Origin of the sequence: Streptomyces sp. Act143 (assembly GCF_003143935.1) — a bacterium.
Classification (GTDB): domain Bacteria; phylum Actinomycetota; class Actinomycetes; order Streptomycetales; family Streptomycetaceae; genus Streptomyces.
The window spans coordinates 6404640-6431628 of the sequence record NZ_QFRX01000001.1; the positions used below are offsets into that span (position 1 = coordinate 6404640).

Consider the following 26989-nt stretch of genomic DNA (forward strand, 5'->3'; position numbering starts at 1 on the left):
TGCGCCGAACGGGCTCAGCAGCCTGGGGCGCCCTGAGCGGAGACCGCGCACTCGGTCACGAAGGGCTCCTGGCGATGACGTCGTCCGCGAGGACGGACCCGCGGGGGTTGCGCTCGGGCGGCGGTGTGTCGGTGTCGGACACGAGACGTCGGGCGGCGGTGTGTCGGTGTCGGACACGAGACGGGCCCACCTGGATCAAGGGACCGTGACGAAAAGGGAGTTGCTGTGACGTCACGGACCTCGCCGCAGGGGGGCCCGCCCCGGGGGAGCAGCGTTACGCCAGCCCGGGTCCCCGCACCGGGATCGACGTGAAGGTCGGCGCGGGCGCCGGGTCCTGGAAGAAGTCGTTGCCCTTGTCGTCCACCACGATGAACGCCGGGAAGTCCTCGACCTCGATCTTCCAGACCGCCTCCATGCCGAGCTCCTCGTACTCGACGACCTCGACCTTCTTGATGCAGTCCTGGGCGAGACGGGCCGCGGGGCCGCCGATGGAGCCGAGGTAGAAGCCGCCGTGGGTGCCGCACGCGTCGGTGACCTGCTTGCTGCGGTTGCCCTTCGCCAGCATGACCTTCGAGCCGCCCGCCGCCTGGAACTGCTCCACGTAGGAGTCCATACGGCCGGCCGTCGTCGGACCGAAGGAACCGGAGGCGTAGCCCTCGGGGGTCTTGGCCGGGCCCGCGTAGTACACCGGGTGGTCCTTCAGGTACTGCGGCATCTCCTCGCCCGCGTCCAGCCGCTCCTTGATCTTGGCGTGCGCGATGTCACGGGCCACGACCAGCGGGCCGGACAGCGAGAGCCGGGTCTTGACCGGGTACTTCGTCAGCTCGGCGAGGATCGACTCCATCGGCTGGTTGAGGTCGATCCGGACCACGTCACCGGCCTCGTCCAGGTGCTCGTCCGTCGTCTCCGGCAGGAACCGCGCCGGGTCCGTCTCCAGCTGCTCCAGGAAGACGCCCTCGGGCGTGATCTTCGCGAGGGCCTGACGGTCGGCCGAGCAGGACACGGCGATGGCGACCGGGCAGGACGCGCCGTGGCGGGGGAGGCGGACCACCCGTACGTCGTGGCAGAAGTACTTGCCGCCGAACTGCGCCCCGATCCCGATCTTCTGCGTCAGCTCGAAGACCTTCTGCTCCAGGTCCTTGTCCCGGAAGCCGTGGCCCAGCTCGGAGCCCTCGGCCGGGATCTCGTCAAGGTAGTGCGCGGAGGCGTACTTCGCCGTCTTCAGCGCGTACTCGGCGCTGGTGCCGCCGACGACGATCGCCAGGTGGTACGGCGGGCAGGCGGCCGTACCCAGTGAACGGATCTTCTCCTCCAGGAACTTCATCATGGAGGCCTCGTTGAGGACGGCCTTCGTCTCCTGGTAGAGGAACGACTTGTTGGCGCTGCCGCCGCCCTTGGCCATGAACAGGAACTTGTAGGCGCCGCCGTCGGTCGCGTACAGCTCGATCTGGGCCGGGAGGTTGGAGCCGGTGTTCTTCTCGTCCCACATGGTCAGCGGGGCCATCTGCGAGTAGCGCAGGTTGAGCTTGGTGTAGGCGTCGTAGATGCCCCGGGACAGGGCCTCCTCGTCGCCGCCCTGGGTGAGGACGTTCTGACCGCGCTTGCCCATGACGATCGCCGTGCCGGTGTCCTGGCACATCGGCAGCACGCCCGCCGCCGCGATGTTCGCGTTCTTCAGCAGGTCCAGGGCCACGAACTTGTCGTTGCCCGACGCCTCGGGGTCGTCGATGATCCGGCGCAGCTGGGCCAGGTGGGCCGGGCGCAGGTAGTGCTGGATGTCGTGGATGGCCTCGGCGGCCAGCTTGCGCAGGGCCTCCGGCTCGACCTTGAGGAACGTGCGCCCGTCGGCCTCGAAGGTGGAGACACCCTCGGAGGTCACCAGCCGGTAGGGGGTGGTGTCCTCTCCCATGGGGAGCAGATCGGTGTACGCGAACTCAGGCATCTCGGCCCATTCCTCACTCGAACGACGGCGGCCGGCCTCCGTTGGCAGGCCTCACCAGCCTAGAACCTGTCCAAGGCGGGCAGCTTGTGAGGTCAGGCTCAGTTCGGCAGCACCGGTTGTCCACAGGCCTAGTCGCGATCTATCGCGTTTCGGTACGCTGCTGCCGTGGACCTTCAGAAGCAGGACCTGCCGACGCCGACCCCGCCCGCCGCCACTGCCTCGGGCGCTCCCGGCCTGCGCGCCTCCGACGCCGACCGGGACCGCGTCGCGGACATCCTGCGCGAGGCGCTCGCCGAGGGCCGCCTCACCGCCGACGAGCACGCCGAGCGGGTCGAGGGGGCGCTGACCGCCAAGACCGTGGGCGAGCTGGACGTCTTCATCCAGGACCTGCCCGCCGCGCACGCCCGCCGGGAGACGGCGACGTACGCCGTGGCCCCGAACCGCCCGGCCGCGGGCGCCGTCCCGGTCGACCCCGACGAGAACGTGGTCGCGGTGTTCAGCAGCGCCGTCCGCAAGGGCCGCTGGCGGGCCGGCCGCCGCATCCACGCGTACGCGATCTTCGGCAGCGTCGAGATCGACCTCAGCGAGGCCCTCTTCGAGTACCAGCAGGTCCTGGTCAAGGCGATCTCGATCTTCGGCAGCATCGAGATCCGCGTCCCGGAGAACGTCTCGCTGCGCAGCACCGGAGGCGGCGTACTGGGCAACTTCGAGGTGGACACGCTCGACGCGGCCGACCCCCAGGCGCCGGTGGTCTACGTGGACGGCTGGGCCGTGCTCGGCAACATCGAGGGACGGGCCCGGCGCGGCAAGCTCGTCGCGGACATTCTCGATCGCGTGCAGCGCAAGGTCGACAAGGGTTTGCGCAAACACCTGGACCGTTGACGGTTGTGAATCAGGCGTCGCGCGAAGGGAGTTGATCCGACTGCGGGCCGCCCCCGGTCCACTCGCGCTCCCGCGCGGCACCACCCGTGATCCAGCGGTTCGGAACTCAGTGCATAGGCTCGCGTACAACGGGTAGGCCTTGCTGCATCGTCTCTTGGAGGGTTGCCGTGGGATTCACGCGGGGCCCGGCACGCCCGGCACGCACGCTCGCGGCGTTGCCGAGCCGCCCTTGTAGCTCCGTTACGAGGCCGACTCGGCGCCTTGCGATCGCACGCACCGGACGCACCGGCCTCACTCATGTGAACCCCGCGGCACCCTCCAGCTCGCGAAGCCGTCGTCAGGAGTAGACCGTGCTGCAACCGCCGCATTCGTCCCTGCAGGTAGCTGTTGTTCCGGCTCAGCGGGTGCCAGTGCGAGACAGGGACCAAGACGCACCCTGGCACACCGAGGCGGTGTGCCGCCGCGACGAGGCCGGCCTGTTCTTCGCCCCTTCCAAGGAACCCACCGCGGCGCGCCTCTCCCGTGAAGAGGCCGCGAAGCGGGTCTGTGCCCGCTGCCCCGTCATGGTCGAGTGTCGCGAGCACGCCCTCCTGCAACCCGAGCCCTACGGCGTCTGGGGCGGCCTGACGGCCGCGGAACGCCGGGTGGTCCTGGCCCGGCGCAGGCGCCGCGAGATGGAACTGAAGAAGGCGGCGCGGACGACCGGACGCATAGCGCAGGCAGGCTAGACAGCCTGCAACGACGAAAGGGCGCCCCCTCCGCACCGGGGGCGCCCTTCGTGGTCACCGGGTCCGGCGACGTCCCGCTGTCTACTTCGCCCGATCGAAATCGATCGCGCTGTAAGCCCGCAGCTTGCTCAGCCGGTGCTCGGAATCGATCCGCCGTACCGTCCCCGACTTCGACCGCATCACGATCGAGTCGGTCGTCGCGGTCTCCGACCGGTACCGCACACCCCGCAGCAGCTCGCCGTCGGTGATGCCGGTCGCGACGAAGAACACGTTGTCCCCGGAGACCAGGTCGTCGGTCATCAGCACCCGGTCCAGGTCGTGCCCGGCGTCGATCGCCCGCGCCCGCTCCTCGTCGTCCTTCGGCCACAACTTGCCCTGGATCGTGCCCCCGAGGCACTTCACCGCACAGGCCGAGATGATCCCCTCCGGCGTGCCGCCGATGCCCAGCAGCATGTCGACGCCGGTGCCCTCGCGCAGCGCGTAGATGGAGCCCGCCACGTCGCCGTCGGAGATCAGCTTGATGCGCGCGCCGGCCTCCCGGATCTCCTTGATGATCCCCTCGTGCCGCGGCCGGTCGAGGATGACGACCGTCACGTCCTCCGGCGTGGACCGCTTCGCCTTGGCGACCCGCCGGATGTTCACCGACACCGGCGCGTTGATGTCGACGAAGTCGGCGGCCTCGGGGCCGGTGACCAGCTTGTCCATGTAGAACACGGCGGACGGGTCGAACATCGAGCCCCGGTCCGCGGCGGCCAGCACGGCGATCGCGTTCGGCATGCCCTTGGCCGTCAGCGTCGTACCGTCGATCGGGTCGACGGCGATGTCGCACTCGGGACCGGTGCCGTCGCCGACCCGCTCCCCGTTGAAGAGCATCGGCGCCTCGTCCTTCTCGCCCTCGCCGATGACGACCACGCCGTTCATCGACACGGTGGAGACGAGGGTCCGCATGGCGCGCACCGCGGCGCCGTCGGCGCCGTTCTTGTCGCCGCGCCCGACCCAGCGGCCCGCGGCCATCGCGGCGGCTTCGGTCACCCGGACGAGTTCCAGGGCGAGGTTGCGGTCGGGGGCTTCACTGGGAACTTCGAGCTCGGACGGCAGATGATGATGCTCGGTCATCGAGGCGCACCTTTCTGATACGACGACGGCCGGATGAGGGTTCGATCCTCGACTCTATCGTCAGTGCGACAAAATGAGCAGGGGACCCCACGGATGAGCGGGCCGGGCACCTGCGACGATAGGGGCGTGGCAGGTTCGTATGGCAAGAGCGGCAAGCAGAAGACGATCCGGGACATGGTGCTGTCCCTGGGGCTGATCGGTCTCATGGCAGGTGTCATCTACCTGTTCATCCCGCACGACGACTCCGACCCCGAGGTGAAGCAGGTCGACTACCGCGTCGAGCTGCTCACCGCGCGCCGCGCCGCGTCGTACCCGGTGCTGGCGCCCGAGGGCCTGTCCGGCGGCTGGAAGGCGACCTCCGTCCGTTACGACGGCGCCGACGCGGAGTCCTGGCACCTGGGCTTCGCCACCCCCGGCGGTGAGTACGCCCAGATCGAGCAGTCCGCGACGCAGAAGCCGGAGGCGTTCATCGACGCCGCCAGCCAGGGCGGCGAGGAGACGGAGACCACCGCGGAGATCGGCGGCCGCACCTGGATCCGCTACGACGGCGGCCGCTACGACGCGCTCGTGCACCAGGGCGAAGGCGCGACGACGGTGCTGGCGGGCACCGGCGGCTACGACCAGCTGGCGCAGATGGCGAAGGCGCTGAAGGCGAAGTGACCCGACACGCATGAGGAAGGCCCCCGGCTCGGAAGCCGGGGGCCTTTTCAGCGCTGTGCGGCCGCTCAGACCGTGGTGACGACCTCGTCGTAGGCGAGGCGCGGCGAGCGCGGGTAGGAGGCGTTCTCGCCCGGCTTGCCGATGTTGACGATCATCAGCGGGGTGTGGTCGTCGTCCAGGAACTCCTTGCGGACGCCCTCGTGGTCGAAGCCGGTCATCGGGCCGGCGGCGAGACCGGCGGCGCGGACGCCGACGATGAAGTACGCGGCCTGGAGGGCGGCGTTCATCCGGGCGGCGGACTCACGGACCGGGCGCTCGCCGAAGAAGACGTCCTTGGCCTGCGGGAAGGCGGGGAAGAGGGTCGGCAGCTCCTCGTGGAACTCGTTGTCCGCGGAGAGGATCGCGACCAGCGGGGCGGTGGCCGTCTTGGCCTGGTTGCCCTCGGCCATGAGCGGCACCAGGCGCTCGCGGGCCTCGGCGGAGCGGACCAGGGTGATGCGCAGCGGGGTCTGGTTGAAGGCGGTCGGGCCGAACTTGACCAGGTCGTAGATCGCCTGGACCTGCTCGTCCGTCACCGGCTCGGCGGTGAAGGCGTTCGCGGTGTGGGCCTCGCGGAACAGCAGGTCCTGGGCGGCGGGGTCAAGAACGAGAGACATGATCAACCTTCTGGGGACGTACGTCGGACCCCGAAACGGACCGGGGACCGGTTAACGCCTCAACCATAGGACGATGAAGTTCAAGCTTCAACTAATGCCGGGATGAAGTGGCCCGCTTCACAACGCGCCGACCCGCCTCCCTACTCGGACTCGCCCTCAGCGGCCTCCCCGCCGCCGTCCTCCTCCGCCAGCGCCGCGTCCAGCCGCGCCCGCGCCCCCTCCAGCCATCGCCGGCACACCTTGGCCAGCTCCTCGCCCCGCTCCCAGAGCGCGAGGGACTCCTCCAGCGTCGTACCGCCCGCCTCCAGTCGTCGTACGACGTCGATCAGCTCGTCCCGCGCCTGCTCGTAGCCGAGCGCCTCATCCACCTTGCTGCTGGTCATGCGCCCACCCTAAGAGTCGACTCGGACAGTGAACTCACCCTCGGACACCCGCGCCCGCAGCACCTCGTCGTCCCCGACCTCCTCCGGGTCGCGCACGACATGGCCGTCGGCCTTCTGCAGCACCGCGTACCCCCGCTTCAGGGTCGCCGCGGGCGACAGCGCCACCACGCGCGCGTGCGTGTGCGTCAGTTCGGACTCCGCGCGGTCGAGGTGGTGCCCGAGGCACCGCCGCGTCCGGTCGACCAGGGATGCCACATGGTCGGCGCGCTCGTCGATCATGCGGTGCGGGTCCTCTATCGACGGCCGGGCCAGCGCGTGCGCGAGCCCGCGCTCCTCCCGCTCGATGAACCCCTCCACGCACCGCCGGGCGCGGTCCCGCAGCATCCGCACCCGCTCGACCTCCTCGCCCACGTCCGGTACGACCTTCTTCGCGGCGTCGGTGGGTGTGGAGGCCCGCAGATCCGCGACGTAGTCGAGAAGCGGGGTGTCGGGTTCGTGCCCGATCGCGGAGACGACCGGCGTGCGGCAGTCGGCGACGGTCCTGATGAGCTGCTCGTCGGAGAACGGCAGCAGGTCCTCGACGCTGCCGCCGCCCCGGGCGACGATGATCACGTCCACGGCGTCGATCGCGTCCAGCTCCTTGACCGCCTGCACCACCTGCGGCACGGCGTGCACGCCCTGCACGGGGACGTTGCGCACCTCGAAGCGGACGGCGGGCCAGCGGTGCCGCGCGTTCTCCAGCACGTCCCGCTCGGCGGCCGACGCCCGCCCGCACACCAGCCCGATGAGCTGCGGCAGGAACGGCAGCGGCTTCTTCCGCTCGGCCGCGAACAGCCCCTCGGCGGTCAGCGCCTTCTTCAGCTGCTCAAGCCGCGCGAGGAGTTCCCCGACCCCCACCGGCCTTATCTCGGCGGCCCGCAGCGACAACTGCCCCCGCGGCGCGTACCACTCCGGCTTCGCCAGGACGACGACCCGCGCGCCCTCGCTCACCACGTCCGCGACGGCGTCGAACACCTGCCGGTAGCAGGTGACGCTCACGGAGATGTCGTACGACGGGTCGCGCAGCGTCAGGAAGACGACGCCGGCGCCGGGACGGCGGGAGAGCTGGGTGATCTGGCCCTCCACCCACACGGCCCCGAGCCGGTCGATCCAGCCCCCGATGAGCCGCGACACCTCACCGACGGGGATGGGGGATTCCGCGGACGTGTTCACAGCCATGTCGGTGAGCGTATCCGCAGGCACGGACATCGATGCGGCGCGCCGAGGCCCGAAGTCGGGCCGGACTTCTTAGCGTCTGACCATGCAAAAGGGAAATACGTCCGCAAGGACTGTCAAATGGGTCGCGTGTTCCGCGGCTCTCGCGGGAGCGGCCCTCGCCGCCGCCCCGGGCACGGTCCTCGCCCGCGACACCGTGACCATCGGCAACCCGGTCGCGGGGAACAACGGTTTCGGCGTCGTCACCGAGAACGACGCCGTCCTCGGCAGCACCGAGTCGGAGGGGCCGGTCGCGGTCGGCGGGGACCTGACCTTCGGTTCCGGGTACAACGTGGCGCTGCACACGGCCGGTTCGTACGTCGTCGGCGACGACGCGCAGCCCACCGCGCTCCTCGTCGGCGGCAAGGTCGACTACGCGGGCAGCAGCCAGGACGGGGTGCTGAAGGTGCTGAGCGACGGCTACGTCAAGGTCGGCGACATGACCGGCGGGCAGGCGCTGACCACGGACGCCAACGGGGCCTCGGTCAACACCCGCCTCGTGGCCTCGGGCGCCGGCTACGACTCGACGCCCCGCATCGAGCTGACCACCCGGCAGCCCGCCGACTCGGTGGGGCCGGTGAGCCCCATGGACTTCACGTCGCTCTTCTCGACGTACCGGGACCGGGCCGACTCGATGGCCGGCTGCGGCAACACCGTGATCCTGCGCGACACCAGCGGCACCCCGCTGCCGGACCAGGAGAACATCGCGGTCGGCGCGAACGTGGCCATCTCGCTGACCAGCGGCGAGACCAATGTGCTGCACCTGACGGGGGAGCAGCTCAACAACATGGACGTGCTGACCTTCCTGAACCAGCCGAGCGCGGACACGCCGCTGCTGATCGTCGTCGACACCACCGCCGACGGCGGCGACTACACCTGGCACGTCCCGAACCTGGCCGGTGTCTCCGGAACCCAGGCGCCCTACATCCTGTGGGACTTCCCGGACGCCACGCAGATCACCATCGCCGACGGCGACACCATCGAGGGCACGATCTACGCGCCCCGCGCCCATGTCGTCGACCTGGACCCGTCCAACATCGAGGGCGACGTCATCGTGAAGTCCCTGGTCGCCGGGCCGCTCGCGGGGACGTCCGGCGAGGCGGTGAACGCGGGGGAGATCCACTACTTCCCGTTCGACGCGAACCTCACGTGCGACACGGAGGACGAGACGCCTACGCCTACGCCTACGCCGACCCCCACTCCGACTCTGACTCCGACCCCCACGCCTACGCCGACTCCGACCCCCACGCCAACTCCGACCCCGACCTCCACGCCTACGCCGACTCCGACCCCGACACCCACGCCGACTCCGACGCCGACCCCCACCGCGCCGACCACGGAGCCAGGGACGCCCACCCCGCCCGCGCCGACCACCCACGCGCCCCACCCCGGCCCCGACCACTCCGGCCCCGGCCACCCCGGCGGCAACCTAGCCGACACCGGTGCCGACACGCCGACGGGCCCGATCGCCGCCGCGGCCGCCTGCCTCGTCGGCGCGGGCGCCGCACTCACCGTCTGGGCGCGGCGCCGCCGCAGGGGCCGCCACCAGGCCTGAGCCGCCGGCACGCGAGCCCCACAGGGGCGGCGAAGGCGGCTACGGGCTCACCCCCGACCGCCCTCGCTGCCCCACCAGCACCGCCATCCCCACCACGAACCACACCGCCCCGACCACCTGCGCCGCCCCCGACGCCGCCACGATCACCGCGACCGTGATCGCCGCGCCCACCACCGGCACCGCCCCATGACGCCACCAGCTCACCGGGCCGCCCGCCCGCCGCACCGCGAACCAGCCCACCACGCTCGCGTGCAGCAACGTGAAGGCCGTCAGCGCGCCGATGTCGACGACCGAGACCAAGTGGTCCATGCCGTCGTCCCGGCGGGCCGCCCACACCGCCGCCACCAGCGTGATCACGGCCGCGCACAGCACCGCCACCCGCGGCACCCCGGAGTCCGTCCTCGCCAGCGCCCGCGGCAGCCGCCGGTCCCGCCCCATCGCGAACAGCAGCCGCCCGGCCGCGGCCTGGCCCGCCAGCGCCGCGAACGCCGCCCCGATCGCCTTGCTCACGGCCACCAGGTCATGCAGCCAGGTCCCCACCGACACGTCCACCGCGTCGTAGAACGCCGACCCCTGCTTCCCGGGGTCGGCGGCCAGCTGGGCGGACGTGACCGGCTCCAGCAGCGCCACCAGATACGTCTGCGCCACGAACAGCACACCCGCCAGCGCCAGACAGAACAGCACCGCCCGCGCCACCTTCTCCGAACCGCCGGTGACCTCCTCCGCGAAGGACGCGATCGCGTCGAAGCCCAGATAGGACAGGACCGCCACCGACACCGCGCCGATCACCGCCGACAGCGCGAACGCGCCCTGCGTGCCGTCCCCGGACAGCGGCGACAGCCAGCCCCGTTCCGCGCCGTCGCGCGCGAGGACCACCACCGCGGAGACGGCGAAGACCAGCAGCACCACGATCTCCATCGCCAGCACCAGGAAGCCGACCCGGGCCGCGGCCCGCACACCCCACAGGTTCAGCAGGGTCGTGACGACGACCGCGAGGGCCGTCCACACCCACCGCGACACCTCCGGGACCAGCGCGTTCATCGCGATGCCGGAGAACAGGTACGCGACCGCCGGGATGAGCAGATAGTCCAGCATCGCCATCCACCCGGCGACGAACCCGGCCTCCTTGCCGAGCGCCACGCGCGCGTAGGCGTACACCGAGCCCGCGCGGGGGACCACCCGCACCATCTGCGCGTAGCTGAACGCGGTGAACGCCATCGCCACCGTGGCCACGACATAGACCAGCGCGACCGCGCCGTGCGACTTGGCGTCGAGCGTGCCGAACACGCCGACGGGCGCCATGGGGGCGATGAAAAGCAGCCCGTAGACCACCAGATCCCGGAAGCCGAGGCTGCGCCGCAGGTCGTCGGCGTTCTCCGCCGCCCGGGTGGTCGTGCCGGTCTCGGACATCCGCGCCTCCGCCAGTGCCGCACCTGTTGCCTGAAGTCGCCCGTTCCCCGCCCTTCACACTTCCCGGCCAGTCTCGCCAACAATGCGATCTTTGACCCGTCGAGCGCGGCCTTACGATGGGACGCATGACTGCTTCGCCTGGCCGCCGTGTCCTGCTCGCCGCCCCCCGGGGCTACTGCGCGGGTGTGGACCGCGCCGTGATCGCCGTCGAGAAAGCCCTGGAGCAGTACGGCGCTCCGGTCTACGTCCGGCACGAGATCGTCCACAACAAGTACGTCGTGCAGACCCTGGAGAAGAAGGGCGCCATCTTCGTCGAGCGCACGGAGGAGGTGCCGCCCGGGAACATCGTCATGTTCTCGGCGCACGGCGTCGCCCCTGTCGTCCACGAGGAGGCCGCGCGCGGCAAGCTCGCCACCATCGACGCCACCTGCCCGCTGGTCACCAAGGTCCACAAGGAAGCCGTCCGCTTCGCCAACGAGGACTACGACATCCTCCTGATCGGGCACGAGGGCCACGAAGAGGTCATCGGCACCTCCGGCGAGGCCCCCGACCACATCCAGCTCGTCGACGGCCCCGCCGACGTCGCCAAGGTCGAGGTCCGCGACGAGTCGAAGGTGGTCTGGCTCTCCCAGACGACCCTGTCCGTCGACGAGACGATGGAGACCGTCGACGCGCTCAAGGAGAAGTTCCCGCAGCTCATCTCCCCGCCCAGCGACGACATCTGCTACGCCACGCAGAACCGTCAGCTCGCGGTGAAGCAGATGGGCGCCGAGGCCGAGCTGGTCATCGTGGTCGGCTCCCGCAACTCCTCCAACTCCAAGCGGCTGGTGGAGGTCGCCAAGCTGGCGGGCTCCCGGGATGCCTACCTGGTCGACTTCGCGAGCGAGATCGACGAGGCCTGGCTGGAGGGCGTGACGACGGTCGGCGTCACGTCCGGCGCGTCCGTGCCCGAGGTCCTCGTCGAGGAGGTCCTGGAGTTCCTCGCCCAGCGCGGCTACGGCGACGTCGAGCTGGTGAAGGCGGCCGAGGAGTCCATCACCTTCTCCCTGCCCAAGGAGCTGCGCCGGGACCTGCGCGAGGAGGCCGCGGCGCTGGTCGCGGAGCGCAAGGGCACCGCCGGGCAGTGAAGGCCACCTCGGGGAGTGACTGTCAGTCGTCCGTCGTAACGTAGGGCCATGCAGATCTTCGGCGTGGACATCGGTGGATCCGGGATCAAGGGCGCCCCTGTGGACCTCGACAAGGGCGACCTCGCGGAGGAGCGCTTCAAGGTGCTCACCCCGCAACCGGCGACGCCGGACGGCGTGGCGGACGGCGTCAAGCAGGTCGTCGACCACTTCGGCTGGACGGGCCCGATCGGGCTCACCTTCCCCGGAGTGGTCACGGGCGGATCGACGATCCGCACGGCCGCCAACGTCGACAAGAGCTGGATCGACACCGACGCGCGCGCGTTGTTCGGCGAGCGGCTCGGCGGCCTGCCGACCACGGTGGTCAACGACGCGGACGCGGCGGGCGTCGCCGAGATGAACTTCGGCGCCGGACGCGACCGCAAGGGCACCGTCATCCTGCTGACCTTCGGCACCGGCATCGGCAGCGCCGTCTTCGCCGACGGCGTCCTGGTCCCCAACACCGAGCTGGGCCACCTCGAACTGCACGGCCATGACGCGGAGAAGCGCGCCTCCAGCAAGGCCAAGGAGGACGGCGAGCTGACCTGGGAGCACTGGGCGCACCGCGTCCAGAAGTACCTCGCACACGTCGAGATGCTCTTCTCGCCCGAGCTGTTCATCATCGGCGGCGGCGTCAGCCGCAAGTCCCACAAGTTCCTGCACTTCATCGAGGACATCAAGGCCGAGATCGTCCCGGCGCAGCTCCAGAACAACGCGGGGATCGTGGGGGCGGCGATGCGGGCGGTGCAGCAGGCCTAGGCAGGCATGAGCCCCTGGGCGGGCCTGGGCGGCGTGGGCAGGCCTGGGCGGGCCTACGGAAACCCTGACGGCGTCAACGGCGCTGGGCGGCGGCGGCCGCTCGGCGCCGGGCCGCCAGGCGAACCTTCCGTACGATCACGATCACACCGGCGATCAGCGTCCCCCCGTACAGCCACCCGGCCTGGGTGGCGAGGGCGGTCACCAGGCCCATCAGCCGGCCCCCGGTGCCCTCCCCGTCGGCCACCGGCAGCAGCCCGGCCGCGAAGGCGATCGGCACCACCACGGGCGCGGTCGCGAGATCGCCCCGCCGCACCCAGACGGCCGTCAGCACGCACACCGGCAGGAACAGCACCCCGTACGCCGTCAGCGACGAACCGAACAGCAGCGCGTCCAGGGCGCCGAGCGCCAGCATGGCCGCCGCGCAGAACAGACCGCCGCCCAGTCCGGTGAGCCGGGGGTTGGGGAAGCGGCGGACCGCCTGCACCACCGGCGGAGCGGGGCGTCGTACGGGGGCCGCCGCGGCAGGACGGCGCGCGCCGCGGGCCGCCTGCGGGGGCAGGGAAGGCCTCTCGCGGCGCGCTCGGATGTGCGGGGGTCGCGTCCTGTGTTGCTCCACTGGACCAACTTAGGTCGGTTTATGTGCAGAATCCCTCCTCAGACACGCCGGAGGACGGACCTTGGCCAAGCGTTCGACTCGTCGCCGGGAGGGGGCCGGGCACGCCGTAGACTGGTGGATCGGCCCGCCAGGGCAGGCCCTGCCCCCCAGCCCTCGTCCACTCCTCCTCACGTACGGGAAGTCGCAACGTGTCGCTCACGATCGGAATCGTCGGTCTGCCGAATGTCGGCAAGTCGACCCTGTTCAACGCCCTGACCAAGAACGACGTGCTCGCGGCCAACTACCCGTTCGCCACGATCGAGCCCAACGTCGGTGTCGTGGGCGTTCCGGACGCGCGTCTGACGAAGCTGGCCGAAATCTTCGGGTCGCAGCGCATCCTTCCGGCGACCGTCGACTTCGTCGACATCGCGGGCATCGTGCGCGGCGCCTCCGAGGGCGAGGGCCTGGGCAACAAGTTCCTCGCGAACATCCGTGAGTCGGACGCGATCTGCCAGGTCATCCGCGCCTTCAAGGACGAGAACGTCGTGCACGTCGACGGCAAGGTCTCGCCCAAGGACGACATCGAGACGATCAACACCGAGCTGATCCTCGCCGACCTCCAGACCATCGAGAAGGTCCTGCCGCGCCTCCAGAAGGAGTCCCGGATCAAGAAGGACGTCGCGCCCAAGGTGGCGGCGGTCGAGGCGGCCAAGGAGATCCTGGAGAAGGGCGACACCCTCTTCTCCCAGGGCCTGGTCCAGGGCAGCGAGCGCGCGGAGCTCCTCCACGACCTGCACCTGCTCACCACCAAGCCCTTCCTCTACGTCTTCAACGTCGACGAGGACGAGCTGACCGACGACTCCTTCAAGGACGAGCAGCGCGCCCTGGTCGCCCCCGCCGAGGCGATCTTCCTCAACGCCAAGCTGGAGGCGGACCTCGCCGAGCTCGACGAGGAGGACGCGATGGAGCTGCTGGAGTCCGTCGGCGCCGAGGAGCCGGGCCTGGCCACCCTCGCCCGCGTCGGCTTCAACACCCTCGGCCTGCAGACCTACCTCACCGCCGGCCCCAAGGAATCCCGCGCCTGGACCATCAAGAAGGGCGCCACGGCCCCCGAGGCGGCCGGTGTGATCCACACCGACTTCCAGAAGGGCTTCATCAAGGCGGAGGTCATCTCCTTCGACGACCTGGTCGAGACCGGCTCGGTCGCCGAGGCCCGCGCGAAGGGCAAGGCGCGCATGGAGGGCAAGGAGTACGTCATGCAGGACGGGGACGTCGTGGAGTTCCGCTTCAACGTGTGACGTCTCGTCAAGAACTGTGCCCGACCCGCCTGTTGGCAGGTCGGGCACAGGCGTCTGTCCGCGTGGAGTCCTTGCCCTGTGACGTGGGGTGGCGGCAGGTCTGGTCGGCGTCAGGCTGCCTCAGACCTTGACGACTTCCACGGAAGGGCCGCACAGGAGTGTCAGGTCCTCGGGGTCGGACGTGAGGACGGTGACCGGCCGGGGTGCGTTGCGGGCGATGACGGCGAAGGCGGCATCGATGGCGTACTTGTGGCCGTGGAGGTGATGGGCGCGCAGAAGCGCGGCGGCCTGGTTGGTGATCTCCTTGGTGACGTCGTGAACATCGACGCGGGAGAGGATCCACTTGATGCGGGCCGGATGGATGCGCTCGTAGTCGGCCTCAAGCGTGGTCATGGCGCTGGTGGCGACGCGGATGCCCTCTTCCGAGGCCGCTTGGACCAGGGCCACGACGGTACGGTCCTTGAGGTAGAGCTTCGAGAGCCCTTCGCTGTCGAGCAGGAGGGTGCCGGGCATCAGGCGGCGGCCCCGCCGGCCTGCCGGTGGTCGTGACGCAGCAGCGCCCGGGCGGCCTCGACCTCCTCGCGGGTGAGAGCTTCGTTGTCGGTCTCGAAGTCGGCGACGATCTCCCGCAGCTTGTCCATGGCGACCCTCTGTTCGAGAGCTTCGGCGACGTAGGCGGAGAAACCGCCGGGCCCGACATGGGCGCGTACGGCCTCGGCGAGATCCTCGGGCAGACTGATCGAATACTTCCTACTACCGCTCATGGTGCTGATCCTACCGACGGTCGTAAGTCTGGGGGTGTGAATGACCGCCCCGAGGTTCGGTCGATCCGCAGGGAGCTGCGAACGCCCGCCGAGGGCCGTTGTGGGCGGTGAGAAAATGCGGGGAGGGTCGGAGAGGGGCGGGAAGCGTGGGGCGTGGCGAGCGGGACACGGTCGCGAGGGGAGCGCGACTGCATGAGGCGGCGCAGGCAGTGGTCGGTGACCACGGAAGGGCGGTGGAGGCGGTACGGGCGGCACTGAAGCCGATCCACGATGCGGCGGTGAAGCGGGAGCTCGACGCCATTCCCGTCGCCCGGCTGCAGGACGTCACCGAAGGGCGGCTGCGGCTGGGGAGCGTCGAGAAGAGCGGACTGCGCACTCTGGGCAGTGTTCTCGAAGCGGGCCCCTACCGGCTGCGGCAGATTCCCGGAGTCGGGCAGCGCACCGTCGACCAGATGCTCGCCGCCGCCCGCCGGCTCTCCGAGGCTGTGCACGAGACCGTGGCCGTCCACATCGACGTGGACCGGCCGGAACCGCGCACCACCGCGCTCGTCATGGCCCTACACGTCCTGGTGGAGGCCGGCCCGGACGCCCGGCGTGCGGTCGACAAGGGCACCGTCCTGGCGGAACGGCTCGGTCCGTTGCTGGCCGACGCGAGGCCCGCCGCCGGAAGAGTCCGCATGCTTCTGGCCGGCCGGGAGAAGAAGGCCCGCGCGTGGGCGGCGGTCGCCGAGATCCGGTCGCTGGTGGACGAGGCGGAGCAGGCCGGCCTGCCCGAGCTGCTCGCCCAGGCGTCGGTGGACCTGCTCCGGGGGCTCTCGTCCGACGTCGCGGCCTGGGTGGACTTCGAACTCCGCTCCGCCGAGTACTACAGCCTGCTCGCCGAGATCTCCGGGCGGCTGCCGGACGCGGCTGCCGCAGAGGGCTTTCTGCCGGACGAGGTCGCGGAGCGGGTGCGGACCCAGGACCTCGACGACACGCACCGGCGGGTCTCCCTGCGCGGTTACCAGGCGTTCGGCGCACGGTTCGCGCTTGCGCAGCGCAAGGTGATACTCGGCGACGAGATGGGCCTCGGGAAGACCATTCAGGCGATCGCCGTCCTCGCCCACCTGGCTGCCGAGGGACAGAGTCACTTCATGGTCGTCTGTCCGGCGAGCGTTCTCGTGAACTGGACACGGGAGATCGAGGCCCGCAGCGCTCTGCGCGTCATGGTGTTCCACGGTCCTGACCGGCACTACGCGTTCGCCGACTGGAAGGGGCGGGGCGGCGTCGGGGTGACCACGTTCGACGCGCTGCGCGGCTTTCCCGCGCCGGGCGGTGGGGAGGTCGGGCTGCTGGTGGTCGACGAAGCACACTCCGTGAAGAACCCGAAGGCCAAGCGGTCCCAAGCGGTCGGCCTGTGGGCGGAGCGTTGCGAGCGCACCCTCTTCATGACCGGAACCCCGATGGAGAACAGGGTCGTGGAGTTCCGCAATTTGGTCCGGATACTCGACGGCGCCGTCGCGGACTCCCTGGGTGAACGGGACGCGTTGGCCGGATCGGTCGCCTTCCGCAAGGCTGTGGCCCCGGTCTACCTGCGGCGCAACCAGGAGGACGTGCTGACGGAACTTCCGAGCCTTCAGCAGACCGACGAGTGGGAGGAGCTGAGCGCTTCGGACGAGGAGGCGTACCGCGAAGCCGTGCGCGCGGGCAACTTCATGGCCATGCGCAGGGCCGCGTACGTGCGCCCCGAGAAGTCGGCCAAGCTGGATCGGCTCCGCGAGATCGTTCAGGAGGCCGGCGAGAACGGGCAGAAGACGGTGGTCTTCTCCAACTTCAAGGACGTACTGGGCGTGGTGGAGAAGGCCCTCGCGGCCGGAACCGCCAGGGACACCCCGGTGTTCGGTCCGCTGACCGGCGGCGTCCCGGCCCAGCGTCGCCAGGAGATCGTCGACGACTTCGCCGGTGTCCAGGGCCCGGCGGTGCTCCTGGGGCAGATCCAGGCAGCGGGCGTCGGCCTCAACATGCAGGCCGCCTCCGTCGTCATCATCTGTGAACCTCAGATCAAGCCGACCATCGAGCATCAGGCGGTGGCCCGGGCCCACCGTATGGGCCAGGTCAGGCCGGTTCGCGTGCACCGTCTCCTCGCCACCGGAGGCGTGGACGAACGCATGGTGAAGATGCTGGAAAGCAAGACGCGCCTGTTCGATGCCTATGCCCGCCGCAGCGCCGTGGCCGAAGCCACCCCGGACGCGGTCGACGTGTCGGACACCGAGCTGGCACGCCGGATCGTCGAGGAGGAACAGGCGCGTCTGGGTATGACGGATGAGAGGCCCGCGTCATCCGAGTGAGGGTGCCCTCCGGTCCGCAGCCAGTCCGCAGGACACCCGTAAAAGGCCGTCGGGGGCCAACGCGTGCCAACGAGGAAATCCCAGCTCAGGGCCCTGTGCGAGGCTCCGCCGCAGGTCAGGATCAGACCGCAGACATTCCGCTTCAACGTCTAGCCCGAGCCTCAGCAGCGACCGCCCCCGCGCCGCCCCCGGTGCCGGGGGCGTCCTTGCCCAGCTCGGCGGTGAACTGCGCGCCGGTGAGCAGGGCCAGGTTGGACAGCCACAGCCAGATCAGGAAGACGACGACACCGGCGAGGGAGCCGTAGAGCCTGCTGTACGCGCTCAGGGTGGAGGCGTACAGCGCGAAGCCGGTGGAGACGGTCAGCCAGAGCACCGCGGCCAGGATGCCGCCGGGCAGACTGTGCGCGCGGTGCCGGGCCCCGGCCGGGCCGGTGTGGAAGACCACGAGGACCAGCAGCGCCACCAGGCACAGCAGCAGCGGCCAGCGCAGCACGCTCCAGCCCCAGGCCGCCGTGGCGCCGAGCCCGAGCAACCGGCCCAGGCCCTCGGCCAGCGGCCCGGTCAGCAGCAGGGCGAGGGAGCCGGTCAGCAGCAGGACCAGCAGCGCGAGCGCGGTGAGCACGATGCGCGGGGCCCGGCGCCAGGGCGAGCGCCGGTCCTCGACCCGGTGCATGCGGTGCAGGGCGCGGCGGAAGACCGCGAGATAGCTGGAGGCGGACCACAGCGCGCTCACCGTGCCGGCCACCAGCAGCGGCCACGCGCCCCGTTCCGCGTCCAGCATCCGGGAGAGCGCGGCGTGCAGGTCACCGGCGGACTCGGCGGGCGCGTACGCGGTGACATGCGTGACGAACTCCTGGGCCGTCTCCGGGCTGATCAGGCCGAACGCCAGGACCGTCACCAGCAGCGCGGGCAGCACCGAGAGGATCGCGTAGTACGTCAGGGCCGCCGCGTAGTCCGATATGTCGTCGTTCCACAGCGACACCGGCGTGCGGCGCAGCGCCGAGCGCCAGGCGGCGGGCGGCCGGCCGCGGACGGCGCGGGGGACGGCGGGGCGGCCGCCGCCGGGGTACGGGTCAGCTGACATGCGGCATGCGGTGCGACACGGCGCTGACGCGCAGACGGGTGTGCGTGCGGTAGGGCGCGGCGGACTCCTCGGCCTCGGCCACCACCGCGCACAGGGCGGGCAGCACCGCCTGCGGGGAGGTGCCCGGCCGCAGCCAGACCCGCAACCGCACCTCCAGGCGGCGCCGGGAGCGGGGCAGGATGCGGACGCGGCTGCGGTCGACGCCGGGTACGGCACCCGCGCGATCTGCCAGCGCCTCGGCGAGCGCCTGCGCCCGCACCGTGCAGCCCGGCGCGGCCAGCGCCAGCGGCCGGGCGGTGCCGGTACGGAACTGCGTGAGGAACCACCAGCCGAAGAGCAGGCTCAGCGCGATCGCCGCGGCCATGACGGAGGGCGTCCACCAGCCCTCGCCACGCACGCGTGCCAGCTCGTCCGAGCCCAGCAGGACATGGCGACCGGCGGCGGGCTCGGGCCACCACGTCGGCAGCCGGTCCGCGAAAGCGCCGCCGGTGAGCGCGAGCCACCCGCCCGCGAGCAGGAGCAGCAGGCCGATGCCGCCGAGGACGAGCCGGTTGACGGTGGTACGGGACTGCCGCATCACACCTCTCCTTCCGGGACGGCGCCGGTTCCGGGAGCGGCCGACGGCGCCGGCGCCTCCCCCTCCGGCGCCGGAGGCCGCCAGACGGCCGAGGGCGTGACGCGCACCCGCGGCTTCAACGGCAGACGCAGGCCGCAGGACGTCAGCGCCGCCCCGGCCGCCGCGGCGACCTCGGCCCGGACTCTTGCCCGCTCCCCGAACAGGAGCACCGCCCGCGCCGAGGCCCGGCGCCGCCGGACACGTACCCGCACCGCGCCGACGCCGGCCACCTCGCCCACCGCGTCGCGTACCAGGGCCTCGACGGCCGAGCGGTCCACCGCCGCGACGACCCGTGGGCCGGGGGCGTGCGCGGTCGGCCGCCGGCGCAGTCCGGGGGTGACGGCGAGCACGACCATCCACAGGCCGAGCAGCGCCGTCAGAGCGCCCGCGAGGACCACGGACCGGTCGCCCGGCCCGTGCTCCGACGCCCAGTGCACGACCGCGACCCGCCAGCCGGCCGCCGGGCGGTGCGCGGCGTGCACCAGGATCAGGTCCACTGCGAGGGCGCCGCAGGCCACGGTGGCCACGGCGGCCAACAGGGCGGCCGGGATGCGCCGCCGGGACCACAGCCGCCTGGGGGTGCGGACGGCGGCGGACGGCGTTTTCCCGGTCGTCGCGCCACCGCCCGCCGCACCGCCGCCTGCCGCGCCACCGCCCGCCACGCCATCGCCCGTCGCGGCGGCGAGCGAGGTCACCCTGATACCCGCGGTGGGCACGTCGAGGCCGGTCAACTCCCTGGTGCGGAACGCGACATGCTCCTGCAGGCCGCGGACCGTCTCGGTCAGCGGCGCCGGATAGGGGAGCGCCACGTCGAGGGCCACCTGTGCCCGGCCCCCGTGCACGGACGCCGCCGCCTTCGCCGGCCGCGTGGCGGCCTCTCCCGTCAGGGTCTCGCCGGCCGCCCGCTCGGCGATCCGGCGAACGGCGCGGTCCGTGACCGTGGTCGTGCCCCGCTCCGCGGCGGTGGTCATCGGCGGCTCCGCTCGAACGCGTCCCGTACGTCCCGGATGCCGCCGCCGCCCTCGACCCAGCGGCCCGCGGCCCAGCCGAGGCCGCCGAGCGCCCCCACGAGCAGGAACGCGCCGAAGCCGCCGAAGTACCCGGCGAACGCCAGGGCCATCCCCGCGATCATTCCTACGAACGGTGCGCGCACGCCCGTCCACCTCCCACTTGGTTCGGCTGCCGTTTCCGTACGCCGGGGAACCGCTACTCCACGCGGGCCTCGGCACGCGCGGCGGGCTCCTCCTCGTCGGGCAGACGGACGTCGTTGACGGTGATGTTCACCTCGACGACCTCCAGGCCGGTGACGCGCTCGACCGCGGAGATCACGTTCTCGCGCACGTCCCGGGACACGTCGGTGATGGGCACGCCGTACTCGACGACGAGGTCGAGGTCGATGGCCGTCTGGCGCTCGCCCACCTCCACCTTCACGCCGCGCCCCACGTTGGGCCGGCCGCCGGGCACGCGGTCGCGGACGGCGCCGATGGTGCGGGACAGTCCGCCGCCCATGTCGTACACGCCCGGGATCTCGCGGGCGGCGATGCCCGCCACCTTCACGACGACGAGGTCGGCGATCGACGTCCGGCCGCGGTCCGCGGCCGGCTGGTCCGCGCCGGTGGCGCCGCCGGAGACCGCCGTGGTGCCCTCGCTCCTGCCTCCGGTCCGGGGTGCGGGTGCTTCCTTGGCGGCTACCGCGGTCTGGGTGGTCATGGTGATGTCCTTCCTGCCGTGACTGCTCGTCGGGTGCTTGTACTCGTTTCGACCCGCTCCGGTCGCCGCTGTGACGCGGATGCCCGGAAAAACTCCCGGGGAACGCCTGAGCGGCGCCCCCACCGATCCGAGCGGACCTCGGCCACGGATCACCAGGAACGCGCGACTGCATCCGCAGCCCGCACCCGGCCCGAAGGGAGACGCCCGACCGCGAAGTGGGGCGTCACAGGCGCGGCGCGCGCGTGTCCAACCTGAAGAGACCGGACGAGAGGAGTCGCTCAGTGGCGGGCGACCGCAGACTGACCGCACCACCGGGCGCCGGAGGCGACATCGGCGACAGCCTGCTGGTGGTGCGGGCCGCGGAGGGCGACGAGGACGCCTTCGCGGCGCTCGTGCAACGCCACGCGCCGACGTCCATCCGGCTGGCGACCCGGCTGCTGGGCACCCCGGCGGAGGCGGAGGACGCGGTGCAGGACGCTTTCCTGAGCGCCTGGCGGCGGCTGCCGGAGTTCCAAGGGCAGGCGTCCTTCGGCACCTGGATGTACCGCATCGTCACCAACCGCTGTCTCAACGTCCTGCGGTCCCGCAGACCGGTGGCACCCTTGGAGTCCGCGGGGGAGGTGCCGGCCGCCGAGTACACCACCTCGCCGGCCCGCATCACCGAGGCCCGCGACGCCGTCCGGGAGCTGCGGGACGCCCTGGACCTGCTCTCGGCGGAACAGCGCGCCTGCTGGGTGCTGCGCGAACTGGACGGCCGGTCCTACGAGTTCATCGCGGACACGGTCGGCATCAGTCAGGAGGCCGTCCGCGCCCGCGTCTTCCGCGCACGCCGCTGTCTGACACAAGCACTGGGGGCCTGGCGATGACGACCCACACCGATCCGCCCGAGGGCGCCCGCGCCGCCGACGACGACGAGCGGCTGCCGTGCGGACGGCCCTTGTCCCAGGTCTGGGACGACTGGGAGCGGCAGACGGACGACCCGCACCGGGCGACCTGTCCGCACTGCCGGCGGGCCGTGCACGACCTCGAACAGCTGGAGACCGCCGTGCGCGGCCTGCGCGAGCAGACCCCGCAGACCTCCGCCCAGGACGCCGAGCCGCTGACCCGAAGAGTCATGGACCTCGTCCGCCTCGAACTCCGGCCCGGCCGCCCGTTGCCCCTGGGGGACCCCGGCGAGGACCTGTGGATCATGGAGACGGTCGCCGCGCGCGCCCTCCGCTCGGCGGCCGAGACGGTCGAGGGGGTCCGCGCGGGCTCCTGCCGCCTCGTGGGCCTCACCGACCCCGCCGACGGCGCCGTCGAGGTCCGCCTGGACATCCACGCGCCCGCGCACGTCGGTCTGCCCCAGCTCGCGGAGCGGGTGCGGCAACGGGTGCGGGAGGCCGCCGACCGTGAACTGGGCATGGCCATAGCGTCCGTGGACATCCGCGTCACCGACCTCGTCGACATCCGGGCCGAGGGCGGCCGGGAAGGGGAGACCACATGACCGCGTACCCGCTGCCCGCCGCACCGGCCGTGCTCGTCGAGGACGTCGCCCGGATCGTGGAGAACGTGCCGGGCGTCGCCTTCCTGAAACCGGGGCTGGCCGCCCGGCTCAGGTCGGCGCTGTCCCGGCCGCATCCCGACGCGGGGCGGGCGCCGACCGCCGGAGTGCGGCTGACACCCGAACCGGACGCCACCATCGGCTGGCACGTCGACGTCCAGGTGGTCACGGTGCGCCGGGCCAGAGCGGTGGACGTGGCCCGGGCCGTGCGCTCCGCCGTCGAGGAACACCTGGCCGCCCGCTGTCCTGGACGGCCGGGTCCCCGGGTGACCGTGACGGTCACCGGCCAGGTCTGAGCCGCTGTCCGCGCCCTACCGGTGGGGCAGGGGCATGGTCGTCATCAGGTGCAGGACGGTGGTCCACGCGCCCGCCGCGACGGTCATGAACCGCAGTCTGCGGCGACGCGCCGGGGCGACGGGGTCCGGCCCGGGCCCCACCGGCAGACCGGCCTCGGACCGGGACGTCCGCCCGGCCGGTGCCGACGGCACGATCCGCCCGGACCGCCCCGGCCGCCCCTCGGCCACCCTTCCGCCGGACACCGGAGAAGGGGCGGGGCAGGGGCAGGGCGTGGGAACAGGGGTGGACACGGGCGCCGGTGCGGGAGCAGAGGTGCGCATGGGCACGGACGTGAGCGCGGACCTGGGCGCCGGAGTCGGCGCCGGAGTCGGCGTCGGAGGGGGCGTCGGAGGGGGCGTCTGCGTGGGCGCTGCCGCGTGCGGGCCGGGCGTGGGCGCAGGCACCGGCGTGGACACGGGGGCGGACGCAGGCACCGGCGTGGACACGGGGGCGGACGCAGGCACCGGCGTGGACACGGGCGTGGGCGCGGGCACCGGCGTAGGCAGGGGAGTGGGTGCGGGCGTCGGCGTACGCCTGGGCGCGGGCGCGGGGTTGTGTCGGCGGTCGTCTGTGGTTCCGGCGGACGGCGTCGTGCCGGCCCCGCCGGGGGTGGGCACCAGACCCTGGGCCAGGCCGCTGAGGAACGCCGCGTACGCGGCCCGGCGCAGACCCGTCGGCGCGCTGCGGCCGGCCTCCCAGGACCGCACGGTCGTCGTCGTCACCCCGAAGGCCTCGGCCACCTGCTCCACGCCCAGGCCCCAGGCCCGGCGCAGCCGGGCGCACTCCTCGGGAGCGGGCAGGGGCGTCTTGCCGTCGCGGCGGCGCGGATGGGAGGGCATGGGCTGCTGCTGTCGAGCGATGAGCGTCATGACCGTATGACAAGCCGTACGTCGTCCTGTTACTCCCTGTCGCCGTTTACGCCCCGATGGAGCAATCCGACGCCCGCGGCACGTCAGGTGAGCGGATGCCGGCCCCGTCCCGCCACCTCCCGGCACGCCTCCACATACCCCCGCACCAGCGCCCCCTGCGGCTCCCCGCTTCGCCAGGCCAGCACGTACCGGCTCGGCGACACCCCGCGCACCGGCCGGGTCACCACCCCGCCCAGCGTGATCAGCGGGGCGTTGCCCGCGGCCACCAGGCAGATGCCGAGGCCTCCGACCAGGGCCTCGTACGTCTCCTCCGTGCCAGCGATCTCCGCGCCGATGCGCGGCGGGCGGCCGGCACGGGCGTCCAGGGCGAGCCAGTGGTCGCGCAGCGCACCGGCGCTCTCGGGCAGGGCGAGGAACGGCTCGTCCACCAGGTCGGCGAAGTCGATCTCCGTACGGGCGGCCAGCGGATGGCTCTCCGGCAGGGCGATCAGCCGGGGCTCCTCGGCGACCACCGTCCACGCGTAGCGCTCGGCGTCCGGCAGCGGCAGCCAGGCGAAGGCCACGTCGGCCTCCCCGTCGGCCAGCCCCGCGGTCGGGTCCTCCCAGCTCACCTGGCGCAGCCGCACCCTCGCCTCCGGGTGCGCGGCGGTGAAGCGGGAGCGGATCGCCGGCAGCAGCCCGCCGCGCCCCGGACTGGTGCTCATCCCGACGGTGAGGGTGCTCCGGCCCGCCGCCCGGACCGCCTCCAGCGCCGCCGTCCCCTCCGCCCATCCGTCCAGCACCCGCCGGGCGTACGGCAGCAGCGCCTCGCCCGCCCCGGTGAGCGCCACGCCGTGCGGATCGCGCCGGAACAGCTCGACGCCCAACTGCCGCTCAAGGGCCCGTACTTGTTTGCTCAACGCGGGCTGGGACACGTACAGCCGCTCGGCGGCCCGGGTGAAGTGCAGTTCCTCGGCCACGGTGAGGAAGTAGCGCAGGTCCCGCAGGTGAACGTCGGTCGTCATGCCCATCGGTTATCACCACGGGTCTTGGACGGGCAACCACCCCTGCCCGCAAGCTGTTTCACGGATCACGAACCGAGAACGAGTCAACAGGAGCGGTCATGAACAAGGTGTGGCTCATCACCGGCGCGAGCAGCGGCTTCGGGCGGGCGATCGCCGAGGCGGCCCTCGCCGACGGCGACGTGGTGGTGGGCGCGGCCCGCCGCCCCGAGGCGCTGGACGACCTGGTCGCCGCCCACCCCGACCAGGTGGAGGCGCTGCGGCTGGACGTCTCCGACACGGCCGCGGCCGAGGCGGCGGTACGGGACGTGGTGGCCCGGCACGGCCGGATCGACGTCCTGGTCAACAACGCGGGCCGCACCCACGTCGGCGCCTTCGAGGAGACCGGCGAGGACGAGCTGCGGGCGCTGTTCGACGTGCACGTCTTCGGGCCGGCGGCCCTGGTGCGCGCGGTACTGCCCTCGATGCGTGAGCGCCGCTCGGGTGCGATCGTCCAGATGAGCAGCATGGGCGGGCAGCTGTCCTTCGCGGGCTTCTCGGCGTACAGCGGCACGAAGTTCGCGCTGGAGGGCATGTCCGAGGCGCTCGCGGACGAGGTCGCGGAGTTCGGCGTCAAAGTGCTGATCGTCGAGCCGGGCGCCTTCCGGACCTCGCTGTTCGAGACGGACCGGGCGGGCGTCAGCGCGGACAGCGGGGTCTACGGCAAGGTGAGCACCACGCGCGGCCTCGTCGCCGGCGGCGACGGCACCCAGCCCGGCGACCCGGCCAAGGCCGCCGCCCTGATCCTGGCCGCCCTCCAGGCCGACCGCACCCCGCTCCGCCTCCCCCTCGGGGACGACGGCGTCACGGCGGTCCTCGGCCACCTCGACCAGGTCCGGGAGGACATCGCGGCCTGGGAGAAGGACGCACGGGCGACGGCGTTCGACAGCTGAAAGGCGTTCAGCCGGGAAACTCGCGGCGGAGAGGCAAGCAGCCGAGAGGCGTTCAGCGGAGGTCGTCGTCGCGGAAGGGCGTCGGGTCGGTCACCCAGCCCGCCGCGAGGACGAGCCGTGACGCGCGGTGGACGGCGAGGAACCCGAAGGGCCGGTCGAAAGTGGCGCAGGCCCGCTTCGACTCGTGCTCCGGCTCGGGTTCCCAGCTCAGCCACACCATGTCCATCGCGGTCACGGTGGCGGCCCGGAACCCCTCGCCGCTGAACACCGCCGTCGCGGACTGCCGGCCGGCCGCGAGCGCGAGGGGCGCCGCGCTGATGCCGGGGAAGTGGCCGGGAGCCCCGTCGCCCGCGGTCGCCAGTCCGAACAACTCCCCTTGCGCCAGCAGGTCATGGTCGCCCTCGACGGTGAACTCGGGCGTTCTGAGCGTGAGGCTCGGCGGCTCGGGCCGTTCGGTGCGGAGGGTCTCGATCCTGAGACCGGGCCCTGCGGCGCCGTACGGCAGCCGGCTGCCGGGTACGGCGGTCAGCGCACCGGCCAGCAGCCCCACCCCCGCGCCCAGCACCTGTCCGGGCGCCGACTCGGCCTCCCCGAGCAGCAGATGGACGTCGATGCCGTTCGTGCCGCGCACCCGTGCCTGCGTCACGGCACCCGCCGGCGCCCGCACCACCGCCACGGCGTCCAGATCGGGCGTCGTACGCGACAACCCGGCCCGGTCCTGGTCCCGCCACGGCATGAGATCGCCCTTGAACGGCACCTCCCACTCCGTCCGCAACGCCGCCGCGCTCGCCAGTACCAGGGAGGAGTCCGGCCGCAACGCCACCGGCATCCGCCCGACCGCCCCTGACGTCCGCTCGGCGGCCCAGGCGTCCAGGGCCGCGTGATCGGCGTCCGGGTCGCCGGTGAGGACGCCGCGCGTCCCGGCGGGCAGCCCTGCCGCCCACTCCGGCCGCAGCTCCACGTACCGCTTGGTCCACAGCCCGAGCGCGGAGTCCAGCCCGTCGACCGCATCGAGCGCCGCGAGCAACTCCCGCGCCGCGGCGCCCGCTTGCTCCGCCGGCACCCCGACCGCCTCCACCAGCTCCTCCCGGGCCGCCCCCACCGCCCCGTCCGCGAGAAACGCCAGCAGCGGCCATACCCCCGCCGCCGAGAACACCGTCCCACCGCCGTCGGAAGCTCCCGCCGAGGGCACCGCCCCGGAGCCTTCCGAAGCTCCCGCCGCCGAGGGCACCGTTCCGCCGTCCTCCGAGCCCCCCGCCGCCGAGAACTCCGGCGCCCCCGCCCACCGCGCGGTCAGCCTGTTGACCGCCTGAATCGTGGCATTCGTGACCACCGTTCCGCCCCCGCTCACCCTGCGCTTACCATGCGCCCAGTCGTACGACCGTTCGCCACCCCAGCCCGAACCA

General features: G+C 72.2%; 29 protein-coding genes. 12 read left to right on the plus strand and 17 right to left on the minus strand.

Annotation, left to right across the window (positions count from 1 at the left end):
• Positions 1–274 precede the first annotated feature (274 nt).
• A complete protein-coding gene (locus DI272_RS29310) occupies positions 275–1942 on the minus strand; it encodes a fumarate hydratase (RefSeq protein WP_109498211.1) in 1668 nt (555 codons plus the stop codon).
• A gap of 165 nt (positions 1943–2107) precedes the next feature.
• Here DI272_RS29310 and DI272_RS29315 point away from each other — a divergent pair, with 165 nt between their 5' ends.
• Together DI272_RS29315 and DI272_RS29320 are read left to right on the plus strand one after the other, a co-directional pair.
• Positions 2108–2824, plus strand: a complete 717-nt coding sequence (locus DI272_RS29315) for a DUF1707 domain-containing protein (RefSeq protein ID WP_181387346.1) — start codon at positions 2108–2110, stop codon at positions 2822–2824.
• Positions 2825–3174: 350 nt separating this feature from the next.
• Positions 3175–3552: a WhiB family transcriptional regulator gene (locus tag DI272_RS29320; RefSeq protein WP_109498212.1), complete on the plus strand. Its 378-nt coding sequence runs from the start codon at positions 3175–3177 to the stop codon at positions 3550–3552.
• Positions 3553–3633: 81 nt separating this feature from the next.
• Here DI272_RS29320 and glpX read toward each other — a convergent pair whose 3' ends face one another.
• The gene (glpX, locus tag DI272_RS29325; RefSeq protein ID WP_109498213.1) at positions 3634–4668 is read right to left on the minus strand and encodes a class II fructose-bisphosphatase; all 1035 of its coding nucleotides are present in this window, start codon (positions 4666–4668) and stop codon (positions 3634–3636) included.
• Positions 4669–4794: 126 nt separating this feature from the next.
• Between glpX and DI272_RS29330 the strand changes: the two genes are divergently transcribed.
• Positions 4795–5328, plus strand: coding sequence for a DUF4245 domain-containing protein (locus tag DI272_RS29330; RefSeq protein WP_309221675.1), 534 nt, complete (start codon positions 4795–4797; stop codon positions 5326–5328).
• Positions 5329–5393: 65 nt separating this feature from the next.
• On the opposite strand, the gene DI272_RS29335 is transcribed toward DI272_RS29330, so the two are convergent.
• The 3 genes from DI272_RS29335 to xseA form a co-directional block, all read right to left on the minus strand.
• A complete protein-coding gene (locus tag DI272_RS29335) occupies positions 5394–5984 on the minus strand; it encodes a malonic semialdehyde reductase (protein ID WP_109498215.1) in 591 nt (196 codons plus the stop codon).
• 140 nt (positions 5985–6124) lie between these two features.
• Positions 6125–6367, minus strand: a complete 243-nt coding sequence (locus tag DI272_RS29340; protein ID WP_109498216.1) for an exodeoxyribonuclease VII small subunit — start codon at positions 6365–6367, stop codon at positions 6125–6127.
• 9 nt (positions 6368–6376) lie between these two features.
• Positions 6377–7585, minus strand: a complete 1209-nt coding sequence (gene xseA, locus DI272_RS29345; protein ID WP_109498217.1) for an exodeoxyribonuclease VII large subunit — start codon at positions 7583–7585, stop codon at positions 6377–6379.
• A gap of 82 nt (positions 7586–7667) precedes the next feature.
• Between xseA and DI272_RS29350 the strand changes: the two genes are divergently transcribed.
• Positions 7668–9176 (plus strand): choice-of-anchor A family protein, encoded by a 1509-nt coding sequence (locus tag DI272_RS29350; RefSeq protein ID WP_109498218.1) that lies wholly within the window; start codon positions 7668–7670, stop codon positions 9174–9176.
• Positions 9177–9215: 39 nt separating this feature from the next.
• Here DI272_RS29350 and DI272_RS29355 read toward each other — a convergent pair whose 3' ends face one another.
• Positions 9216–10586 carry an APC family permease gene (locus tag DI272_RS29355; protein ID WP_109498219.1) on the minus strand — a complete coding sequence of 457 codons (1371 nt, stop codon included), beginning with the start codon at positions 10584–10586 and terminating at the stop codon, positions 9216–9218.
• Between the two features lie 116 nt (positions 10587–10702).
• Between DI272_RS29355 and DI272_RS29360 the strand changes: the two genes are divergently transcribed.
• Together DI272_RS29360 and ppgK are read left to right on the plus strand one after the other, a co-directional pair.
• Positions 10703–11713: a 4-hydroxy-3-methylbut-2-enyl diphosphate reductase gene (locus DI272_RS29360; protein ID WP_109498220.1), complete on the plus strand. Its 1011-nt coding sequence runs from the start codon at positions 10703–10705 to the stop codon at positions 11711–11713.
• A 48-nt stretch (positions 11714–11761) separates the two neighbouring features.
• Complete coding sequence (ppgK, locus tag DI272_RS29365; protein WP_109498221.1) at positions 11762–12508, plus strand: polyphosphate--glucose phosphotransferase; 747 nt, start codon at positions 11762–11764, stop codon at positions 12506–12508.
• Positions 12509–12581: 73 nt separating this feature from the next.
• Here ppgK and DI272_RS29370 read toward each other — a convergent pair whose 3' ends face one another.
• A complete protein-coding gene (locus DI272_RS29370) occupies positions 12582–12995 on the minus strand; it encodes a DUF6542 domain-containing protein (RefSeq protein WP_375138076.1) in 414 nt (137 codons plus the stop codon).
• 317 nt (positions 12996–13312) lie between these two features.
• Between DI272_RS29370 and ychF the strand changes: the two genes are divergently transcribed.
• Entirely contained in the window at positions 13313–14401 is a 1089-nt protein-coding gene (gene ychF / locus DI272_RS29375) for a redox-regulated ATPase YchF (RefSeq protein ID WP_109498223.1), read from the plus strand.
• A 120-nt stretch (positions 14402–14521) separates the two neighbouring features.
• On the opposite strand, the gene DI272_RS29380 is transcribed toward ychF, so the two are convergent.
• Together DI272_RS29380 and DI272_RS29385 are read right to left on the minus strand one after the other, a co-directional pair.
• A complete protein-coding gene (locus DI272_RS29380; protein WP_109498224.1) occupies positions 14522–14914 on the minus strand; it encodes a DNA-binding protein in 393 nt (130 codons plus the stop codon).
• Positions 14914–15165 (minus strand): hypothetical protein, encoded by a 252-nt coding sequence (locus DI272_RS29385; RefSeq protein ID WP_018845686.1) that lies wholly within the window; start codon positions 15163–15165, stop codon positions 14914–14916. The genes DI272_RS29380 and DI272_RS29385 overlap by 1 nt, the downstream gene beginning before the upstream one ends.
• 146 nt (positions 15166–15311) lie before the next feature.
• On the opposite strand from DI272_RS29385, the gene DI272_RS29390 reads away from it, so the two are divergent.
• On the plus strand, positions 15312–17492 hold the full coding sequence (locus DI272_RS29390) for a DEAD/DEAH box helicase (protein WP_181387347.1): 2181 nt from the start codon (positions 15312–15314) through the stop codon (positions 17490–17492).
• A gap of 142 nt (positions 17493–17634) precedes the next feature.
• On the opposite strand, the gene DI272_RS29395 is transcribed toward DI272_RS29390, so the two are convergent.
• From DI272_RS29395 to DI272_RS29410, 5 genes are read right to left on the minus strand one after another with little or no spacing between them, the layout of a single operon-like run.
• Positions 17635–18576, minus strand: coding sequence for a YihY/virulence factor BrkB family protein (locus DI272_RS29395; RefSeq protein ID WP_109498225.1), 942 nt, complete (start codon positions 18574–18576; stop codon positions 17635–17637).
• Positions 18566–19153, minus strand: a complete 588-nt coding sequence (locus DI272_RS29400; RefSeq protein ID WP_109498226.1) for a hypothetical protein — start codon at positions 19151–19153, stop codon at positions 18566–18568. The genes DI272_RS29395 and DI272_RS29400 overlap by 11 nt, the downstream gene beginning before the upstream one ends.
• Positions 19153–20163: a DUF6286 domain-containing protein gene (locus DI272_RS44655; protein WP_181387348.1), complete on the minus strand. Its 1011-nt coding sequence runs from the start codon at positions 20161–20163 to the stop codon at positions 19153–19155. Before DI272_RS44655 ends, DI272_RS29400 begins: the two co-directional genes overlap by 1 nt.
• Entirely contained in the window at positions 20160–20345 is a 186-nt protein-coding gene (locus DI272_RS44265) for a hypothetical protein (protein WP_146238397.1), read from the minus strand. Before DI272_RS44265 ends, DI272_RS44655 begins: the two co-directional genes overlap by 4 nt.
• Positions 20346–20398: 53 nt before the next feature.
• On the minus strand, positions 20399–20902 hold the full coding sequence (locus tag DI272_RS29410; RefSeq protein WP_109498227.1) for an Asp23/Gls24 family envelope stress response protein: 504 nt from the start codon (positions 20900–20902) through the stop codon (positions 20399–20401).
• 281 nt (positions 20903–21183) lie between these two features.
• On the opposite strand from DI272_RS29410, the gene DI272_RS29415 reads away from it, so the two are divergent.
• Genes DI272_RS29415 through DI272_RS29425 form a run of 3 tightly spaced genes read left to right on the plus strand, consistent with a single transcriptional unit; the run spans position 21184 to position 22741 of the window.
• Positions 21184–21768 carry an RNA polymerase sigma factor gene (locus DI272_RS29415; RefSeq protein WP_109498228.1) on the plus strand — a complete coding sequence of 195 codons (585 nt, stop codon included), beginning with the start codon at positions 21184–21186 and terminating at the stop codon, positions 21766–21768.
• Positions 21765–22388 carry a hypothetical protein gene (locus tag DI272_RS29420; protein WP_109498229.1) on the plus strand — a complete coding sequence of 208 codons (624 nt, stop codon included), beginning with the start codon at positions 21765–21767 and terminating at the stop codon, positions 22386–22388. Before DI272_RS29415 ends, DI272_RS29420 begins: the two co-directional genes overlap by 4 nt.
• On the plus strand, positions 22385–22741 hold the full coding sequence (locus DI272_RS29425) for a hypothetical protein (protein WP_109498230.1): 357 nt from the start codon (positions 22385–22387) through the stop codon (positions 22739–22741). The genes DI272_RS29420 and DI272_RS29425 overlap by 4 nt, the downstream gene beginning before the upstream one ends.
• Before the next feature lie 15 nt (positions 22742–22756).
• On the opposite strand, the gene DI272_RS44270 is transcribed toward DI272_RS29425, so the two are convergent.
• Positions 22757–23650, minus strand: a complete 894-nt coding sequence (locus tag DI272_RS44270; RefSeq protein WP_146238398.1) for a DNA-binding transcriptional regulator — start codon at positions 23648–23650, stop codon at positions 22757–22759.
• An 83-nt stretch (positions 23651–23733) separates the two neighbouring features.
• Positions 23734–24660 (minus strand): LysR family transcriptional regulator, encoded by a 927-nt coding sequence (locus tag DI272_RS29440; protein ID WP_109498233.1) that lies wholly within the window; start codon positions 24658–24660, stop codon positions 23734–23736.
• A gap of 92 nt (positions 24661–24752) precedes the next feature.
• Here DI272_RS29440 and DI272_RS29445 point away from each other — a divergent pair, with 92 nt between their 5' ends.
• Positions 24753–25583, plus strand: a complete 831-nt coding sequence (locus DI272_RS29445) for an oxidoreductase (RefSeq protein WP_109498234.1) — start codon at positions 24753–24755, stop codon at positions 25581–25583.
• 52 nt (positions 25584–25635) lie between these two features.
• On the opposite strand, the gene DI272_RS29450 is transcribed toward DI272_RS29445, so the two are convergent.
• Positions 25636–26916: a serpin family protein gene (locus tag DI272_RS29450; RefSeq protein WP_258314712.1), complete on the minus strand. Its 1281-nt coding sequence runs from the start codon at positions 26914–26916 to the stop codon at positions 25636–25638.
• Positions 26917–26989: the final 73 nt, after the last annotated feature.

Bases quoted from the DNA above. Each gene is read 5' to 3' on its own strand.
- DI272_RS29310 (WP_109498211.1), bottom strand. From the start codon at position 1,942: ATGCCTGAGTTCGCGTACACCGATCTGCTCCCCATGGGAGAGGACACC.
- glpX (WP_109498213.1), bottom strand. From the start codon at position 4,668: ATGACCGAGCATCATCATCTGCCGTCCGAGCTCGAAGTTCCCAGTGAA.
- DI272_RS29335 (WP_109498215.1), bottom strand. From the start codon at position 5,984: ATGTCTCTCGTTCTTGACCCCGCCGCCCAGGACCTGCTGTTCCGCGAG.
- DI272_RS29340 (WP_109498216.1), bottom strand. From the start codon at position 6,367: ATGACCAGCAGCAAGGTGGATGAGGCGCTCGGCTACGAGCAGGCGCGG.
- xseA (WP_109498217.1), bottom strand. From the start codon at position 7,585: ATGGCTGTGAACACGTCCGCGGAATCCCCCATCCCCGTCGGTGAGGTG.
- DI272_RS29350 (WP_109498218.1), top strand. From the start codon at position 7,668: ATGCAAAAGGGAAATACGTCCGCAAGGACTGTCAAATGGGTCGCGTGT.
- DI272_RS29355 (WP_109498219.1), bottom strand. From the start codon at position 10,586: ATGTCCGAGACCGGCACGACCACCCGGGCGGCGGAGAACGCCGACGAC.
- DI272_RS29360 (WP_109498220.1), top strand. From the start codon at position 10,703: ATGGGACGCATGACTGCTTCGCCTGGCCGCCGTGTCCTGCTCGCCGCC.
- ppgK (WP_109498221.1), top strand. From the start codon at position 11,762: ATGCAGATCTTCGGCGTGGACATCGGTGGATCCGGGATCAAGGGCGCC.
- DI272_RS29380 (WP_109498224.1), bottom strand. From the start codon at position 14,914: ATGCCCGGCACCCTCCTGCTCGACAGCGAAGGGCTCTCGAAGCTCTAC.
- DI272_RS29385 (WP_018845686.1), bottom strand. From the start codon at position 15,165: ATGAGCGGTAGTAGGAAGTATTCGATCAGTCTGCCCGAGGATCTCGCC.
- DI272_RS29395 (WP_109498225.1), bottom strand. From the start codon at position 18,576: ATGTCAGCTGACCCGTACCCCGGCGGCGGCCGCCCCGCCGTCCCCCGC.
- DI272_RS29400 (WP_109498226.1), bottom strand. From the start codon at position 19,153: ATGCGGCAGTCCCGTACCACCGTCAACCGGCTCGTCCTCGGCGGCATC.
- DI272_RS44655 (WP_181387348.1), bottom strand. From the start codon at position 20,163: ATGACCACCGCCGCGGAGCGGGGCACGACCACGGTCACGGACCGCGCC.
- DI272_RS29410 (WP_109498227.1), bottom strand. From the start codon at position 20,902: ATGACCACCCAGACCGCGGTAGCCGCCAAGGAAGCACCCGCACCCCGG.
- DI272_RS29420 (WP_109498229.1), top strand. From the start codon at position 21,765: ATGACGACCCACACCGATCCGCCCGAGGGCGCCCGCGCCGCCGACGAC.
- DI272_RS29425 (WP_109498230.1), top strand. From the start codon at position 22,385: ATGACCGCGTACCCGCTGCCCGCCGCACCGGCCGTGCTCGTCGAGGAC.
- DI272_RS44270 (WP_146238398.1), bottom strand. From the start codon at position 23,650: ATGACGCTCATCGCTCGACAGCAGCAGCCCATGCCCTCCCATCCGCGC.
- DI272_RS29440 (WP_109498233.1), bottom strand. From the start codon at position 24,660: ATGGGCATGACGACCGACGTTCACCTGCGGGACCTGCGCTACTTCCTC.
- DI272_RS29445 (WP_109498234.1), top strand. From the start codon at position 24,753: ATGAACAAGGTGTGGCTCATCACCGGCGCGAGCAGCGGCTTCGGGCGG.